This is a genomic window from Pseudarthrobacter sp. AB1, from assembly GCF_014926485.1.
GTDB lineage: Bacteria > Actinomycetota > Actinomycetes > Actinomycetales > Micrococcaceae > Arthrobacter.
Genome location: NZ_PZKO01000053.1, coordinates 27,002 through 41,792, shown reverse-complemented (window position 1 = coordinate 41,792; position 14,791 = coordinate 27,002). Strand labels below are relative to the sequence as shown.

Genomic DNA, 14,791 nt, shown 5'->3' with positions numbered 1-14,791 from the left:
CTACTGGTGCAGCGCCCGTCGCAGCTTCCTAGACTCGAAACTCGTAGGGCTGAACAAGTTGCCGGCGCATCCTCCGAGCTGGGGTGGATGATGCCGCTTCATAGCGGAGCATCCGTATCTTCTGGGTATGCGGGCGCTCCCATCATGCGCTTCCGTGCGCGGTTCCGTTCAAAGACCGGGACCGCGCAGCGCATCACACCTCGATCCGTCCCGCATATGTAGTTTGCGGCGGCCTTGCCGCCTCAGTTGCGGGTCCGACCTGCGACGGGCCACCCATGTATCAGTTGAGTCCAAAAATTCCCGAACCACCCCGCCGAAATTTTGAAACCGACGTCCCACGGGCCGATCTCCTCACCGGCCGCCAGCCGATGAGCAACAAGCTGTGGGCCGGCATGGCCGCAGCCGCCGTGATTTCCGCTTTCGGCGTCGGCGCCCTGGCCGGCCCCGCCCCCACGGCAGAATTGTCGGTGCCACCGGGGGCCATAACGACGGCGGCCTCTCCCGTAGTGCGGGTTGCCCGGCCTTTGGCCGCGATGCCCCTGGATGCGCCGTACGTTGGGTCCGTTGAGTTTGATGGTGCGGCAGCCGGCACCGCGCAGCCGGAAGTCGCAGCTGCCGCGCCCGCGCCCCCGGCCGAGGCTCCCCCGCCGCCAGCCCCCGAACCTGCTCCGGCACCTGCGGGCGACACCAACCTCTACACAGTGGTTCCCGGCGACACGGTGGGTGGGATAGCGGCCCGGTATGGCGTCGACGCAAACGCGATGCTGGCCGCCAACGGGCTGGGCCTCTACAGCATCATCGTCCCGGGCCAGACGCTGAAGCTGACGGGACCCGCCGTCGGAGTTTCCGCTCCAGCCCCGGCTCCGGCCGCGGCCGCACCGGCTTCACCGGCCTACAACCCCGCGCCGGCGCCGGTCCAGGCCGCGCCTGCTGTCCGCACCATCTACGTCGCGGGCGCAGGCGGACAGGCCATGCTGGACGCCTGCATCGGGCCCATCCACTACACGCCAAACGACGGCTACTCGCTCTTCATCACGGAGCACGATTTCTGCGGCGGGTGGGCGCGTTTCTCCGGCATCGGCGTGGGCGAGACCATCAGCATCCCGGGCTACGGGACGTACACCGCGACAGCCAGGGGCCAGGTCCCCAACCCGGGAACCACCAACAACGTCATCGCTGTTTTCGGCGGGTTCCCCCGGGCCATCCTGCAGACCTGCATCCCCGGGACCAACCAGATGCTGCTGATCGCACTGAACTAGGCTCCCGCCCGGCCGAGTTCGCGGTCCAGCGTTTCCGAAACTTGTTCGCGGTTCCGAACCTTTAGGGCAAGGAGCCGCGAACAAGGCATGCGGGAATCGGCCTGACTAGGCAGGCATCGGATGGCGTTCCGAAATCTGCTCCACCAGTTCGCCCACGCGTTCCTCGGCGTAGTTGCGAGCGATATCACCCTGGCTGAGGATGCCGACCAATTTGTGGTCGACAATTACCGGGAGCCGACGGACCTGGTGCCGCTCCATGATGTCGATGGCCGCGTCGACACTTGCGTTGGCGTCAACCCAGTAGGGCTTGCCGGTGGCCAGTTCGCCGGCCAGCATCTCGAGGGGATCACGGCCGGCAGCAACGCACCTGAGCACGATGTCGCGGTCGGTAATCATGCCCTTCAGCTTGCCATCGTCGCCGCAGATCGGCAGCGATCCACAGTCCAGATCCAACATCATCCGGGCGGCATCTGTGAGGGACTGATGCTCCTTAATACACTGTGCATCCGTAGTCATGAATTCACGTACAACGCTCATTGGTTCTCCTTCATCGATTGATGTATCGACACAGGGCATCGGGGGCACGTGCGCCGATGTTGCCAGCCTACGCCGGGGCCAAACCGATGTCGACGACGGCCCCTCCCCTGATTTCGGGCACAAAAAAGCCTCCGGAACCTGATGGTTCCGGAGGCTTTTCCTTGGGTGGCAGATGAGGGATTCGAACCCCCGTAGGCGTTGCCAGCTGATTTACAGTCAGCCCCCTTTGGCCGCTCGGGTAATCTGCCGAACTTCAAAAGAAGATCACCCCCGGCTGCAGTGTTCGGAACGTCCGTCTCCGGGCCGTTCCGCTTCCAGTAACCGCGGGCAAGACAACTTTACAGAACTTCTGCCGAAACATCGAATCGGCGCGGCAGACCCCTGAAAAGGCCGCCAGAAGACCCGCAATTCCGCGGAACACGGGGGACTCAGGCGTCGCCGAGAATCCGTCCGGCCAGCCTTGCCTCGAACTTCACGGCCTGCTCCTGGGTGATCTGGTTCAGCTGGACCGCCCGCAGCAGGTCCTCGCTGACACCGTCCATGCGGGCCGAGGCATCCGGGACGGGGCTGAAGATGATGGAGGCGGCGATGGCTGCTGCGGCAACGGAGGTAGCGGCGGTGGCCACGGCGCCGGCTGCTGCGGCGGTGGTTCGGGTGACGTAACGGACGGCGGTGCGTGGCATGGTGTTCCCTTTCGAGCTACTTCCAACTCGTTCAACTCTCCATCGTCCGGCTTCGTTCCCGCAGTACGTCCGCTATGAGGGAACTGTGAATCCGGAAACTTGCCGAATCCACAACTGCGCCGCAACCGCCACAGCGCCACAGCCGGGCGATCCGTATTAGGCTGGAATGCAGAGATCCACGCCCTGCAGAGCCAATTTCAGGGCACCCACCGGCACAAGGAGAATCATGGCAGGCGAGTCAACGTTCGACGTCGTAAGCAAAGTGGACAAGCAGGAAGTGGCCAACGCGCTAAACCAGGCGCAGAAGGAACTGGTCCAGCGCTATGACTTCAAGGGCGTCGGCGCCGAGGTCGAATTCAGCGGCGAAAAGATCCTGATGAAGGCGAACTCGGAGGAACGTGTCCTGGCCGTGCTGGACGTCCTCCAGTCGAAGCTGATCCGCCGCGGCATCTCCCTGAAGTCCCTGGACACCGGCGAGCCTTACCCATCCGGCAAGGAATTCCGCCTGGAAGCCTCCATCAAGGAAGGCATCGAGCAGGACCTGGCCAAGAAGATCAATAAGCTGATCCGCGACGAGGGCCCCAAGGGTGTCAAATCCCAGATCCAGGGCGACGAACTCCGCGTCTCGTCCAAGTCCCGCGATGACCTGCAGTCTGTTATGGCGCTGCTGAAGGACTTCGATGAGGCGGACCTGCAGTTCGTCAACTTCCGCAGCTAGCACCCCTCCTCAGTTCAGCGGCCGGCCGGCAATCCGTTCCAGCCGGGCGATCCTCTCCTTCATGGGCGGGTGTGTGGCGAACAGCTTGGTCATCGCCCCGCCGCGGAAAGGGTTGGCGATCATCAGGTGCGAGGTGTTGACCAGCTTCTGCTCCTGCGGCAGCGGCGCAATCCGCACCCCCTGCTCAATCTTGCGAAGGGCTGAGGCGAGTGCCAGCGGATCGCCGGTGAGCTCCGAACCGTCCTCGTCGGCGTCGTACTCGCGGGTCCTGGAGATGGCCAGCTGGATCAGTGACGCCGCAAACGGCGCCAAAAGCGCCATCGCCAGCATGGCCAGCAGGTTGGAGTTGCGCCGGTCGCCGCCGAAGAACAGCAGCATCTGGCCCACGGACGTGATGACGCCGGCGACGGCGGCCGCCACCGAGGACGTAAGGATGTCCCGGTTGTACACGTGCATCAGCTCGTGCCCCAGAACCCCGCGCAGTTCCCGGGCATCGAGCAGCTGCAGGATCCCCTCGGTGCAGCACACGGCGGCGTTTTTGGGGTTCCGGCCGGTGGCGAACGCGTTCGGGTTCATGGTGGGTGAGAGGTAGATGCGGGGCATCGGCTGGTTCGCCCGGACCGAGAGCTCCCGGACGATCTGGTACAGCTGTGGCGCCTGGGCTTCCGTTACGGGGTAGGCCTGCATGGAACGGATGGCGATCTTGTCGCTGTTCCAGAAGCCGTACGCCGTGGTGGCCACGCCGATCAGGGCCATGATCCAGATGGGCGCTGCACTGCGGGTATTGATCCCGATCAGTCCGCCCAGGCCCAGGAGCACGGCCCACAGGACGCCAAAGAGCGCCGCAGTTTTCAGCCCGTTGTAATGCTTGTGCACGTCCACTCCTCCTCGTCGACCTGACAAAGTTACCCCCACACCGCAAGGTCCTAAGGCACCGGGTCGCGGGCATCGTACTTGCAGAAGCCCGGCTGCAGCAGGACCCAGCCTTCACTCAAAATCTTAGTCCCGCCGCCTGCCAGCATGTCACCCACCCGCGGTCCGGCTGGTTGATGCGGCACCAGAGCAAACGCGCCCGGCAGATCCGCATAGAAGTTGTCCTGCGTGTGCCCGTACACCTCAACCCCAGGGGGCGCCGGCGTCCTGTTCTGTCCCACGATTAGTATCCTCAGGCTGGGAAAGGAATTGCCTTGTGAATGTGTCCACGCGGCTGCTTTTGCCTCGGCTTTCTGGGAGGTTGCCCGGCCGCTGACTGGTTGCACTGCCACACCACTGCCCGGCAGGCACTCGCCAATGTCCTGGGTGCCAGCCGCTGCACCGTGGTGTTTGCGCACCAGTGGCACCCCATCGGGGCGGCCATAGGGGAACCGGAGACGGAATCCTCCACCCCCACCTTCCATTTGTTCGGGCGCTGGGACGCCGAGCCGGTCATGCCCGGCGAACAGCTGCGCCTTCCCATCCAGCGCCGGGTGCCGGCCACAGCGGAAGAGCTCAAAGAGTACGACGACGGCCTCCGCACCGCCCTGCGCTTGCTGGCTGTGACGCACGAGGCAGAGCCCGTCCCGCCGGCGGACGGCACCCTCCCGGCGCTCACTGAGCTGTGTGGTGCCGGAGCCCGGAGCCGGCGGCACGGAAGTCCATGCCGTGGGCCGCTCGGCAGGAGAATCCCTCAACCCCATGCAGGAATTCCTGGATCTGCCGGAAGTAAGCCAAGCCTTATTGTGATCGACTCATAATAAGTGTTTCAATAGAGGCATGACGGAACACTTTGGCGGCCACGATGCATGGGCTGCTGCCCTGCGCGCCCACGGCCGCCGGGTGACCAAGCAGCGGCTCGCCGTGCTGACCGCCGTCGAACATCACCCGCACTCCCCCGCGGAGAGCATCCTGGCCGCCGCGCGCTCCGAGCTTCCGGAGCTGACCGCGCAATCCGTATACGTGGTCCTCGGCGACCTGACCGACCTGCACATGCTGCGCCGCTTCGAACCGCCGCATTCCCCGGCCCTGTACGAGACCCGCGTCGGTGACAACCACCACCACGCCATCTGTATCAGCTGCGGCCGCGTGGAGGACGTCGACTGCGCCGTCGGGCACGCCCCCTGCCTCACTCCGCACTGGGATGAGAACTCCAAGCCGATGACCATCCAGATCGCCGACGTGATGTACCAGGGCATCTGCCAGGACTGCCAGGCGTCCCAAAAACTTCCTTCTGAACGTCCCTCACAAGTAATCGAGAAATAGGAGAAAAATGACTGCGAACATCTCAACAACCCAGTCCGGCGCGCCCGTCACTTCCGACGCGCACGCACAGTCCGTCGGTGCCGACGGCGCCATCATCCTCACGGACCACTACCTGATCGAAAAGCTCGCCCAGTTCAACCGCGAACGGGTGCCGGAGCGCGTAGTGCACGCCAAGGGCGGCGGCGCGTTCGGTACGTTCAAGGCCACTTCGGACATCTCCAAGTACACCAAGGCCGCGTTCCTGCAGCCGGGCACTGAGACCGAGATGCTGATCCGCTTCTCCTCGGTTGCCGGCGAAGCAGGCTCCCCGGACACCTGGCGCGACCCCCGCGGTTTCGCCGTCAAGTTCTACACCTCCGAGGGCAACTACGACCTCGTGGGCAACAACACCCCCGTCTTCTTCATCCGCGACGGCATCAAGTTCCCGGACTTCATCCACTCGCAGAAGCGCCTCCCGGGCAGCCACCTGCGCGACGCCGACATGCAGTGGGACTTCTGGACCCTGTCCCCCGAGTCCGCACACCAGGTCACCTGGCTCATGGGCGACCGCGGCCTGCCGGCCTCCTGGCGTGAAATGCAGGGCTACGGCTCGCACACCTACCAGTGGATCAACGCCGCGGGCGAGCGCTTCTGGGTCAAGTACCACTTCAAGTCCAACCAGGGCGTCAAGACCATGTCCGGCGACCAGGCTGAAGAGCTGGCCGGCTCGGACGCGGACTTCTACATCCGCGACCTGCAGGAAAACATCGCCGAGGGCAACTTCCCGTCCTGGGAACTGCACGTCCAGGTCATGCCGTACGAAGACGCCAAGGGCTACCGCTTCAACCCGTTCGACCTCACCAAGGTGTGGCCGCACACGGACTACCCGCTGATCCACGTGGGCACCATGGAGCTGAACAAGAACCCGGAGAACTACTTCTCGCAGATCGAGCAGGCCACCTTCGCGCCGTCGAACTTCGTGCCCGGTATCGCCGCTTCCCCGGACAAGATGCTGCAGGCCCGCATCTTCTCCTACGCCGACGCACACCGCTACCGCGTGGGCACCAACCACGCGCAGATCCCGGTGAACCAGCCGAAGAACCAGGTCAACAACTACAGCCAGGACGGCGCCGGGCGTTACCACTTCAACGCCCCGTCCGTACCGGTTTACGCGCCGAACTCCTTCAACGGCCCCGCTGCCGTTGAGCCGGCTTCCCCGGCCGGTGGCTGGGAGAACGACGGCGAGCTTACGCTCTCCGCACACTCCCTGCACGCCGAGGACGGCGACTTCGTCCAGGCTGGCACCCTGTACCGCGAGGTGTTCGACGACGGCGCCAAGGCCCGGCTCCTGGACACCATCACCGGTGCTGTGGGCGGCGTGAAGAACGCCGAGATCAAGGAACGCGCCATCCAGTACTGGACCAACGTGGACGCCGAACTCGGCGCCAAGCTGCGCGCCAACCTGGGCACGGGCTCCCCTGATTCCGACGCTGAGGCTGCCAACAAGATCGGCTAGTTCGCCTCCTGTGGCCCGCCGGACCACCTTGAAACACCCCGCTACGGATTATCCGTGGCGGGGTGTTTCGTTTGTTGCGTTGTGGTTATGCCACGTCCGTGCCGGCGGCAAGGGAGTCCGACGGCGGGCGGTCCGCCGTCGGGCCTGCCGCCGCGGGGCGGTGGCCCTTTTTCGCGAGCTGGATCTGCTCGTATACGTGGTGGCGGAGTTCGGTGAAGCGCGGCAGGGACCTGGTCTCCAACTGGTCGCGCTCTGCCGGCAGGTCGATCACTATGTCTTCCTGGACCACGGTCGGGGAGCTGGAGAGGATGATGACCCGCTCTCCCAGGTAGACGGATTCGTCGATGTCGTGGGTCACGAAGAGCACGGTGATCCCGAGCTTCTTCCAGACCGTGCGGATCAGGTCCTCCAGGTCCGCACGGGTCTGCGCATCCACGGCGGCAAACGGCTCATCCATCAGCAGGACTTCGGGCTGGTACGCGATGGCGCGGGCAATCGCCACACGCTGCTGCATGCCGCCGGAAAGCTGCCAAGGGTAGGAGCGCGGGACGTGGGACAGGCCCACGGCTTCGAGCGCCTCGTCCACGAGCTTGTCGCGCTCGGCCTTGGGCATGCCCTGGTTCTTCAGTGGCAGCTCCACGTTTTCCCGGACCCGCATCCAGGGAAACAGTGACCGGCCGTATTCTTGGAAGACAACGGCCATTTTCTTCGGCGGCCCGGATACGCGCTTGCCGTCCAGCAGCACGTCGCCCTCCGTGGGGGCCATCAACCCGGAGATGCATTTCAGCAACGTAGTCTTGCCCGAGCCGGAGGGGCCCACGAGGCAGGCCAGTTCACCTGCGCGCAGGTCGAATGTGAGGTTGCGTACCGCTTCGATGTCGCCGCCGTCGGTCTGGTAAACCTTCTTCAGGCCGCGGACGGAGAGCATCGCCTCCGGCGCCGGGCGGGTGGGGTCAGGCTGCATTTTCTACCTCTTTCTGGCCGTGGTACCAGCGCAGGATATTCCGCTCGGCCCACTGGAAGATAAACGATAAAGCCACGCCCAACAGCCCCAGCACCACAATGCCGGACCACATTTCCGGGATGGCGAAGGACCGCTGGAACTGCACAATGGTGAAGCCAAGCCCCGAGGAGGAGGCGAACATTTCGGAGATGACCATCAGGATCAGCCCGAGGGACAGGGACTGGCGGACGCCGGCCATGATCTGTGGGCTTGCCGAGGGCAGCACCAGATACCGGACCCGTGCCCAGCCGCTGATGCCGTAGGTATGGGCGGAGTCCGAGAGGACGCCATCGACGGCGCGGACCCCTTCGATGGTGTTCAGCAGGACCGGCCAGACGCAGCCGGAGATGATGACCGCGACCTTCATAGGGTCGGTGACGCCCATCACCAGGATCAGGACGGGTACCAGGACAGGCGGCGGGATGGCGCGGAAGAACTCCAGCACCGGTTCCAGAAGTGCCCGGAGCCATCTGACGGAGCCGATCAGCACCCCGCCGACGACGCCGATCACGATAGCCGCGGTGACCCCCAGCAGGAGCCGGCCGACGCTGGGCAGCACATCAGAGAGGAAGCGTGGGCCGAACCAGACCTCGCCGAACTTCCCGACGAGTGTGGCTGGGGTGGGGACAAAGAAATTGACGGCCCCGAGGGTTGAGGCCCACCAGACCAGGACCAGCAGGATGGGCAGCGCCAGCACGTAGCCGAGCGTTGTCAGGGCTTTCATACGATCACCTCGGAACGGACGGATGAATGCCAGGACAGGGTCTTCTTCTCGATGAAGCGCATGAGGCCGTTGATCAGCACGCCGATCAGGCCGGTGGCCAGCACGAGGGCATACATGCCGGAGATGGCGCCCCCGGACTGGGCCAGTGCGATTTCCCGGCCGAGTCCAGGCGAGCCGATCACCAGTTCGGCTGTGATGGCCAGAACGAGGGCGACCGTAGCGGCAAGCCGGACGCCGGTCATCAGGTAGGGCAGGGCGGTGGGGAAAACGACGTAGCGGATCCGCGCCATCCGGCCCAGGCCGTAGGTTTTCGCGGTGTTGTTGGCCACCATGTCGACGTCGGCCACACCGTAGAGGACCTGGATCAGCACTTGCCAGAAGGCAGCATAGGTGATCAGCATGAGGGAAGATTCAATCTTCACGCCGAAGAGCAGCACTGCCAGTGGGATCAGCGCCACCGAGGGAATGGGCCGCAGGAACTCCACCGTGGAGTTGGTCGCCTTCCTCAGGAAGTCGCTGGAGCCTATGACGAAACCCAGCAGTACCGCTAAGGCTATGGCGATGACGAGGCCCAGGAACCAGGCCGTCATGGTCTCGCCGACCGAGATCCAGAATGCGGTCAAGCCGAAGTCCCGCACCAGCGCCACGATGACCTCGCTGGCCGGCGGCAGGTACCGTTCATCGATGATGCCCAGACGGGGGACGAGTTCCCACGTGGCCAGGAATCCCGCGATTCCGGCCAGGCCGAGCAACTGCTTTAGCGGCAGCCGGCGGACGGACCGGCGGTCCCGTCCCACACTGGGGACGGGACCGCCGGAAGTCATTGCGTTTGAACTCACGGGAGGAGGTCGCCTGCGTTCGGGGCCTTGGCCAGCGTGCCGTACTTGGCGGCGGCGTCACCGAGGGTCTTGAAGGCATCCTTATTGAATTCCACGCGGTACCGCGGAAGGATCATCTTGGCGCGCGTGGCTTCGTCGATCTTGGTGTAGGTGCCCACAATGTCGCGGACCTCCTGCGGGTGCTCCTGGGCGTATTCAAGGGACTTGTTCATTGCACGGGTGAACTTCGCTGTCAGCTCGGCCTTGGACTTGATGGTTTCTGCCTTGGTGAAATAGCCCGCGATGTCCAGTTCCGGGCTCATCTCGACGAAGTTCGAGGAGATGATTGTCCCACCCTCGGCCACAGCCTTGGAAAGGAAGGGCTCCAGGATCCATGCAGCGTCCACCTGCTTGTTGGCCAGTGCCGCCGGCGCGTCCGGGAAGGCCACCTCAACAAACTTCACGCTGCCGGGATCGCCGCCGTCCTTTTCAATGACCGACTTGATGGTGGTGTCGCCGATGTTGGAGAGGTTGTTCACTGAAACGGTCTTGCCAGCGAGGTCTTTCGCGGACTGGATACTCGACCCGGCCGGGACGACGACGCCGCCGACGTCGTTCCCCTTTTCACCAGTGGTAGACACTCCGTTGGCGACAAACTTCAGGTCGAGACCCTTATCCTTGGCAACCATGACCGAAATCAGGTTGGAGAACGCGAAGTCGAAGCTGCCGCTGACCACGCCCGGGACAATTGCCGCACCGCCGGTGGCTGTCTGGATGTCCAACTCCAGGCCCTCATCCTTGAAGAACCCCTGCTTGCTGCCCAGGTAGATCGGTGCACAGTCCACGATCGGGATGACCCCCACGCTGACCTTGGTCAGCTGTCCGCTCCCGGCTCCATCGGCAGGGGCCGTTCCATTGCCGGTAGAACTGGGCGAACCGGACCCACAGGCTGACAAGCCCAGAACGGATGCTGCGGCGAGGGCAGCGATAACAGTACGACGTTTCATGTCACTCCTTTGTGCACGAGCAGGGGCAGCAGCACCCCAAACCGACGCTGTTCGCAGTTCGAACAGACGTTCAAAAACAGTCTGAGGCATCGGACGTTGAAGGGTCAACTAGAATCGCCCATTGTTATCCTCATGATACGTAAGCGACCGCATGGCGGACAGAGGTCACCTCCTCTGCAGTTTTGACGTCTGACTGAGACGCTTTCCACATATGCGACTGCCACTCTGGCCGCGGCTACCGGCGGTCCCTGGTGTAGCGTGTCGTAGATTCCTTTGGGTTTGATTGTTTGTCAGACTTGACCCATGGTTTATCTGGCAAGGGCATTGAAATTGCGTGACGGGACCGGGGAACCCTGGAGGCGCTGACTCGCGGGAAGGCATCCACCGCGACAGTTGCCCTGCGGGCGCGTACGGTCTTGTTGGCTGCGGACGGGATGCCGAATATCCAGATCGAGAAGATCACCGGGGTTTCGGCACCCACGGTTTTGAAGTGGCGCAACCGCTATGCCGAGGGCGGGATCGAGGCCCTGTCCGATGTCCAGCGCCTGGGCCGGGAGCGGGAGATCGACGAGCTCGCCCTGACCGCGGACACCCTGACCAACGACAGGAACCCACCGGCGGAGCTGGGATCTCGCACTGGTCCGCCCGCATCATGGCCGAACGCCACGGAATCTCCTTTTCCTCCGTGGCCCGAATCTGGCGGCGTTGGAAAATTCAGCCGCACCGGATCGAGACGTTCAAGTTCTCCACTGACCCCGCCCTGGAGTCCAAGCTCCGGGACGTGGTGGGCCTGTACATGTCCCCGCCGGAAAACGCGGTGGTGGTGAACATCGATGAGTTATGCGAACCTTCGCATAACTCATCTGATGTGGGACCTGCTCCGCATCGTCTTGATTGTGCGACGCTTGGCGCCGGAGAGGTCGGAGAGGTGTCTTCATTCGACCTCGGTCAGGGCCAGCGCCTGGGCGGGGGAGTCGATGACGGCGTCGGAGGCATTGACGTGCTGGCCTTGTTCGAGCCTGGCGTAGTAGTTCACGCTCATGCCGGCCAGCATGGCCACTTCTTCCCGCGGCAGCCCGGATACCCGGCGGGTGCCGTAGTCCATCAGCCCGACGTCGGACGGGGTCACCGCGGCCCGTCGTTTGCGGAGGAATCGCCCATCGCTGCTGTTTAATTCGGATCGCCTCGTCCTTCGCGCTGTGCGCGGCCGGCTTCACTCTGTTCTTCGGCCGGGCCGCTGACCTGTTCGGCCGTAAACGTCTCTTCATCGCCGGCATGGCTGCAGGGTTCACTGCCGGTGCGATCCTCGGTCGGCTCCTGACTGACTTGCTGTCCTGGCGGTCGGCGTTCTTCATCAACATTCCCATCGCCGTCTTCGTCCTGATCCTCGCCCCGAAGCTCCTCACCGAATCCGCACGCGGAAACAAAACGAAGCTCGACGTTCCCGGCGCTGTCACGGTCATCTTCTCGCCGCTGCTGCTCGTCTTCGGCCTGACCCGAAAAGGGCTGGACTGACACCTTGGCCTAGCGCCAATGCCGTTCAGTTAAGTTCCAGAATGTGGACGTCAGGCTCATGGGCGGGCTGCAGGTGCCCGGCGTGATGGGAGCGTTTGGCCGGCCATTTTAGGACTTTGCGTTTCGCTACCCGCGGGTTGAAGCGTGGTCGCCGGGGCGGGTTGAGCCGTTTGCGGAGTTTGCCGATGGCCGTGTTCCAGAGCGCGGTGAGCGTCCCGGTCTCATAAGGGGGGAAAAGCGCCCTGGGCGACCGGACGCCGGGCGATGCGCAGGGCCGCGACAAGCGAGACCCTGTCGGGGTCGTGCCCCTCTTGGGCGGCTACGGCTGCCATGAGGGTCCGGATGGCGTAGTGGCAGCACAGGTGCCCCCAGATTTCCTGGAGGACCAGATCCGGGGACTTGGAGCGCAGCACGGCCCGGGGCCCGCGCTGGTGGGTTTTGAGTTCATCGAAGGTGTTCTCGATCTCCCACCGCTGGGCATAGGCCAGGGCGAGGTCTTCGGCGCCGGCCCCCTCCGGGTCCAGGATCGTGGTCAGCAACCGGTACTCCTCCGGGTTTTCCCGGCCGTCATCGATCGTGTAGTCAATGACCCGCACCGTCAGCGGCGGGTTGTCCCGGCGGTCCTTGGCCGAGGAAGGATTGATCTCGGCCAGCCAGGATCCATCGGGCAAGGTTTCCAGGTACCGCGGCCGCAGGCTTGTCTTGGTCCGCCAGAGCAGGTCAGCGCCCGTGGCCGAGGCCAGCTTCCAGAGGTGGAATCCGTAGAATCCGAGGTCCGCCATCAGCAGCGTTCTCGGCTTCAACCGGGAGAGAAGTTCCCGGGAGAGTGTGATTTCCGAGGTGCTGCATGCGCCGATCTCGGCGTCCAGGATCGCGTGGGTGCCGCATTCGGCCACGGCCACCACCCGGGCCTGCGGAAGCGCGGACTTCTCCCCGCGTCCGATGCCCGGGCGGGAGAAGAACTCCTCGTTCCGGGGCGTGTCGGCCAGATCCAGGCAGGTTCCGTCGACCGCCAGCAGGCGCCGCCCGGCCAGGAAGGAACCGGGAGTGCCGGACATGGCCAAGGGGCGGGCCGCCCGGGTGAACAGGTCACGCATGGGCTCGTAACCCAGCCGCGCCCTCGCCTGGAAGATCGCGGACTTGCTCGGCGGGGCCCAAGATTCAGCGAATCCCGAGGACCAGGAGAGACCGTCGGTCAGATGCTCGAACACATCCTCGTAAGAGCCATCGGAATACAAGGCCATGCCGATGGAGAAATACGCCATCACCCGAGCCGGAAGCGCCCTGCTGCGTTGCTGGGTGCGCCCGGCCATGGCTATCACCTCATCGATCACGTGGGCCGGAAACACCTTCGTCAGCAATCCCACCGAGATGACATCCGGCAGTCGCGTATCAGAGGCTGGTTTCACTTGTCCTGAGCGAGGCATTTCAACACGATACCGCAAACATCCTTAACTGAACGGTATGAACTCCTCCCACGCGTTCTCCCAGAGCCGCACGATCGCCCCGTATTTCCTGCCCCAGCGCTCCGTGAGCTCCTCGAACGCCGCCCTTGGCTGCAGCGGCGTTCGGAGCGGTGCAGATGGGCTCCATCCGCAAGAATCGGCACCGTCAGGCAGCCGATAAGCCCTGAAACCTCAGAAACCAGCCTTCATGAAAGAGCGACGCCAGTGCCACTGCATCCGAATGAGCAGGTTTTAAATCTTCATGTGGACTATTGACTTGAACTACTGTCCCTGTCAAAGTTTACGGGACGAACAAAGTGATTGGCGTCACATTGGCAGTGCTCGAAGAAGAGCTCAGCTGGTTTGCTGCAAATCGTAAGTTTCGGGTTTGCAGGCGATCCCTCCCCGAGCCCCAAGCAGGACTCTTGACCAGATCTCCACTGAAGTCTTGATCTGCGCCAAAGATTGAACAGTTCTAATAAATCTTTCACCACACTATTTATGGGAGTCACCATGGAAACCACCCTCGTAGGAACACTGAGCAAGGCCGGAGCCATCCACAAGGTAGAGAACGGCTTCATCGGCCTGCCGTCGATGGACGAGCCGGGGACGGTCGCCGCGATCGGTGACTCCCTCCACAATCCCGAGGGGTCGGTCATGTGTGCCGGCTTCTTCGAGCTGAAAGCATCAGATCCGTTGGTGTACACGTACACCTACGACGAAATGAAGGTCGTCATCAAGGGCGAATTCATCCTCACGGACCAGACAACAGGCGAGATCACGCGCGCCAAGGAACGCGACGTGCTGTTCTTCCCCAAGGGCACCACCGTGAAGTTCGAGACCCCTGAGTACGGCCTGGGGTTCTTCGCCGGCGACCGCACCTTCGCACCCTAGACTAGGACCCCACCACGCGGTCCGCGTCCATGGTGTTGCGCCTCCGACCCTGGAACCGAAAGGGCTGCATTTTCGGCAACGCGCTCTTTGAGCAAGTCCTTATAGACAGCCCCAGCGGCACCACCACGAGCTGTTTCCGATAGCGATCATGTGCCGTTGCTAGGGGCATTTACGCGTTTGGCTTAGCCCGGAATGTCCTCGAACTGAACACCCTCAACATGTGTGGTTTTTTACTGTCGCTGAGATCGGCTGTTTTCGTTCTTCGGCGGATATCCGCATTACTCATATTCCAGTGTCGCGCCGCCCGAAACGGACATTTCTTACCCCCATTCTCTGGCCCGTTGAAATGGTATAGCTACTTCATCTTGGACCAAGACTTGAGCCTGTTTTCATTTCAAACTTTGAATGCGCCGTGACCTACATCGAACTACGAACGTAAAAAGAGTCGCCCACAC

17 protein-coding genes, 1 tRNA gene and 2 pseudogenes are annotated in these 14,791 nt (G+C 63.4%); 8 read left to right on the top strand and 12 right to left on the bottom strand.

Features of this window, described 5'->3' with window-relative positions; translation table 11 throughout:
* Positions 1-275 precede the first annotated feature (275 nt).
* A complete protein-coding gene (locus DAD99_RS13295; RefSeq protein WP_193341934.1) occupies positions 276-1,259 on the top strand; it encodes a LysM domain-containing protein in 984 nt (327 codons plus the stop codon).
* 105 nt (positions 1,260-1,364) lie between these two features.
* Here DAD99_RS13295 and DAD99_RS13290 read toward each other — a convergent pair whose 3' ends face one another.
* The 3 genes from DAD99_RS13290 to DAD99_RS13280 all read right to left on the bottom strand — a co-directional run bounded on the left by DAD99_RS13290 (position 1,365) and on the right by DAD99_RS13280 (position 2,479).
* Complete coding sequence (locus tag DAD99_RS13290; protein WP_193341933.1) at positions 1,365-1,796, bottom strand: CBS domain-containing protein; 432 nt, start codon at positions 1,794-1,796, stop codon at positions 1,365-1,367.
* A gap of 166 nt (positions 1,797-1,962) precedes the next feature.
* A tRNA-Tyr gene (locus DAD99_RS13285) sits at positions 1,963-2,044 on the bottom strand.
* Between the two features lie 180 nt (positions 2,045-2,224).
* The gene (locus DAD99_RS13280) at positions 2,225-2,479 is read right to left on the bottom strand and encodes a hypothetical protein (protein ID WP_193341932.1); all 255 of its coding nucleotides are present in this window, start codon (positions 2,477-2,479) and stop codon (positions 2,225-2,227) included.
* Positions 2,480-2,705: 226 nt separating this feature from the next.
* Between DAD99_RS13280 and DAD99_RS13275 the strand changes: the two genes are divergently transcribed.
* Positions 2,706-3,197 (top strand): YajQ family cyclic di-GMP-binding protein, encoded by a 492-nt coding sequence (locus DAD99_RS13275; protein ID WP_104061835.1) that lies wholly within the window; start codon positions 2,706-2,708, stop codon positions 3,195-3,197.
* 9 nt (positions 3,198-3,206) lie between these two features.
* Here the strand turns inward: DAD99_RS13275 and htpX are convergent, their stop codons facing one another.
* Both htpX and DAD99_RS13265 read right to left on the bottom strand, forming a co-directional pair.
* On the bottom strand, positions 3,207-4,073 hold the full coding sequence (htpX, locus tag DAD99_RS13270; RefSeq protein WP_193341931.1) for a zinc metalloprotease HtpX: 867 nt from the start codon (positions 4,071-4,073) through the stop codon (positions 3,207-3,209).
* Positions 4,074-4,123: 50 nt separating this feature from the next.
* Complete coding sequence (locus DAD99_RS13265; RefSeq protein ID WP_193342003.1) at positions 4,124-4,351, bottom strand: hypothetical protein; 228 nt, start codon at positions 4,349-4,351, stop codon at positions 4,124-4,126.
* A gap of 99 nt (positions 4,352-4,450) precedes the next feature.
* On the opposite strand from DAD99_RS13265, the gene DAD99_RS13260 reads away from it, so the two are divergent.
* Genes DAD99_RS13260 through DAD99_RS13250 form a run of 3 tightly spaced genes read left to right on the top strand, consistent with a single transcriptional unit; the run spans position 4,451 to position 6,930 of the window.
* Positions 4,451-4,930 (top strand): hypothetical protein, encoded by a 480-nt coding sequence (locus DAD99_RS13260; RefSeq protein ID WP_193341930.1) that lies wholly within the window; start codon positions 4,451-4,453, stop codon positions 4,928-4,930.
* 19 nt (positions 4,931-4,949) lie between these two features.
* Positions 4,950-5,435 carry a Fur family transcriptional regulator gene (locus DAD99_RS13255; protein WP_185261308.1) on the top strand — a complete coding sequence of 162 codons (486 nt, stop codon included), beginning with the start codon at positions 4,950-4,952 and terminating at the stop codon, positions 5,433-5,435.
* Between the two features lie 7 nt (positions 5,436-5,442).
* Positions 5,443-6,930, top strand: a complete 1,488-nt coding sequence (locus DAD99_RS13250) for a catalase (RefSeq protein WP_193341929.1) — start codon at positions 5,443-5,445, stop codon at positions 6,928-6,930.
* Positions 6,931-7,015: 85 nt separating this feature from the next.
* Here DAD99_RS13250 and DAD99_RS13245 read toward each other — a convergent pair whose 3' ends face one another.
* The 4 genes from DAD99_RS13245 to DAD99_RS13230 are packed head-to-tail and all read right to left on the bottom strand — an operon-like array spanning position 7,016 to position 10,482.
* Positions 7,016-7,894, bottom strand: a complete 879-nt coding sequence (locus DAD99_RS13245) for an ABC transporter ATP-binding protein (RefSeq protein ID WP_193341928.1) — start codon at positions 7,892-7,894, stop codon at positions 7,016-7,018.
* Positions 7,884-8,657: an ABC transporter permease gene (locus DAD99_RS13240; protein WP_185261311.1), complete on the bottom strand. Its 774-nt coding sequence runs from the start codon at positions 8,655-8,657 to the stop codon at positions 7,884-7,886. Before DAD99_RS13240 ends, DAD99_RS13245 begins: the two co-directional genes overlap by 11 nt.
* Complete coding sequence (locus tag DAD99_RS13235) at positions 8,654-9,496, bottom strand: ABC transporter permease (protein WP_309233272.1); 843 nt, start codon at positions 9,494-9,496, stop codon at positions 8,654-8,656. The genes DAD99_RS13240 and DAD99_RS13235 overlap by 4 nt, the downstream gene beginning before the upstream one ends.
* Positions 9,493-10,482, bottom strand: a complete 990-nt coding sequence (locus DAD99_RS13230) for an ABC transporter substrate-binding protein (protein WP_193341927.1) — start codon at positions 10,480-10,482, stop codon at positions 9,493-9,495. Before DAD99_RS13230 ends, DAD99_RS13235 begins: the two co-directional genes overlap by 4 nt.
* Before the next feature lie 353 nt (positions 10,483-10,835).
* Here DAD99_RS13230 and DAD99_RS22290 point away from each other — a divergent pair, with 353 nt between their 5' ends.
* On the top strand, positions 10,836-11,309 hold the full coding sequence (locus DAD99_RS22290) for a helix-turn-helix domain-containing protein (RefSeq protein ID WP_375372237.1): 474 nt from the start codon (positions 10,836-10,838) through the stop codon (positions 11,307-11,309).
* Positions 11,310-11,416: 107 nt separating this feature from the next.
* Here the strand turns inward: DAD99_RS22290 and DAD99_RS13220 are convergent.
* Positions 11,417-11,629: pseudogene (locus tag DAD99_RS13220) on the bottom strand (helix-turn-helix domain-containing protein); the annotation flags it as partial.
* 128 nt (positions 11,630-11,757) lie between these two features.
* Here DAD99_RS13220 and DAD99_RS13215 point away from each other — a divergent pair.
* Complete coding sequence (locus tag DAD99_RS13215; protein WP_193341924.1) at positions 11,758-11,997, top strand: MFS transporter; 240 nt, start codon at positions 11,758-11,760, stop codon at positions 11,995-11,997.
* Between the two features lie 221 nt (positions 11,998-12,218).
* Here the strand turns inward: DAD99_RS13215 and DAD99_RS13210 are convergent, their stop codons facing one another.
* Together DAD99_RS13210 and DAD99_RS13205 are read right to left on the bottom strand one after the other, a co-directional pair.
* Positions 12,219-13,424, bottom strand: coding sequence for an IS4 family transposase (locus DAD99_RS13210; RefSeq protein ID WP_193341923.1), 1,206 nt, complete (start codon positions 13,422-13,424; stop codon positions 12,219-12,221).
* Between the two features lie 30 nt (positions 13,425-13,454).
* Positions 13,455-13,590, bottom strand: a pseudogene (locus DAD99_RS13205) (transposase); the annotation flags it as partial.
* A gap of 365 nt (positions 13,591-13,955) precedes the next feature.
* On the opposite strand from DAD99_RS13205, the gene DAD99_RS13200 reads away from it, so the two are divergent.
* The gene (locus tag DAD99_RS13200) at positions 13,956-14,336 is read left to right on the top strand and encodes an ethanolamine utilization protein (protein WP_193341922.1); all 381 of its coding nucleotides are present in this window, start codon (positions 13,956-13,958) and stop codon (positions 14,334-14,336) included.
* Positions 14,337-14,791: the final 455 nt, after the last annotated feature.

Bases quoted from the DNA above. Each gene is read 5' to 3' on its own strand.
- DAD99_RS13215 (WP_193341924.1), top strand. From the start codon at position 11,758: ATGGCTGCAGGGTTCACTGCCGGTGCGATCCTCGGTCGGCTCCTGACT.
- DAD99_RS13250 (WP_193341929.1), top strand. From the start codon at position 5,443: ATGACTGCGAACATCTCAACAACCCAGTCCGGCGCGCCCGTCACTTCC.
- DAD99_RS13240 (WP_185261311.1), bottom strand. From the start codon at position 8,657: ATGAAAGCCCTGACAACGCTCGGCTACGTGCTGGCGCTGCCCATCCTG.
- DAD99_RS13275 (WP_104061835.1), top strand. From the start codon at position 2,706: ATGGCAGGCGAGTCAACGTTCGACGTCGTAAGCAAAGTGGACAAGCAG.
- DAD99_RS13255 (WP_185261308.1), top strand. From the start codon at position 4,950: ATGACGGAACACTTTGGCGGCCACGATGCATGGGCTGCTGCCCTGCGC.
- DAD99_RS13200 (WP_193341922.1), top strand. From the start codon at position 13,956: ATGGAAACCACCCTCGTAGGAACACTGAGCAAGGCCGGAGCCATCCAC.
- DAD99_RS13245 (WP_193341928.1), bottom strand. From the start codon at position 7,894: ATGCAGCCTGACCCCACCCGCCCGGCGCCGGAGGCGATGCTCTCCGTC.
- DAD99_RS13295 (WP_193341934.1), top strand. From the start codon at position 276: ATGTATCAGTTGAGTCCAAAAATTCCCGAACCACCCCGCCGAAATTTT.
- DAD99_RS13280 (WP_193341932.1), bottom strand. From the start codon at position 2,479: ATGCCACGCACCGCCGTCCGTTACGTCACCCGAACCACCGCCGCAGCA.
- DAD99_RS13290 (WP_193341933.1), bottom strand. From the start codon at position 1,796: ATGAGCGTTGTACGTGAATTCATGACTACGGATGCACAGTGTATTAAG.
- DAD99_RS13210 (WP_193341923.1), bottom strand. From the start codon at position 13,424: ATGCCTCGCTCAGGACAAGTGAAACCAGCCTCTGATACGCGACTGCCG.
- DAD99_RS13230 (WP_193341927.1), bottom strand. From the start codon at position 10,482: ATGAAACGTCGTACTGTTATCGCTGCCCTCGCCGCAGCATCCGTTCTG.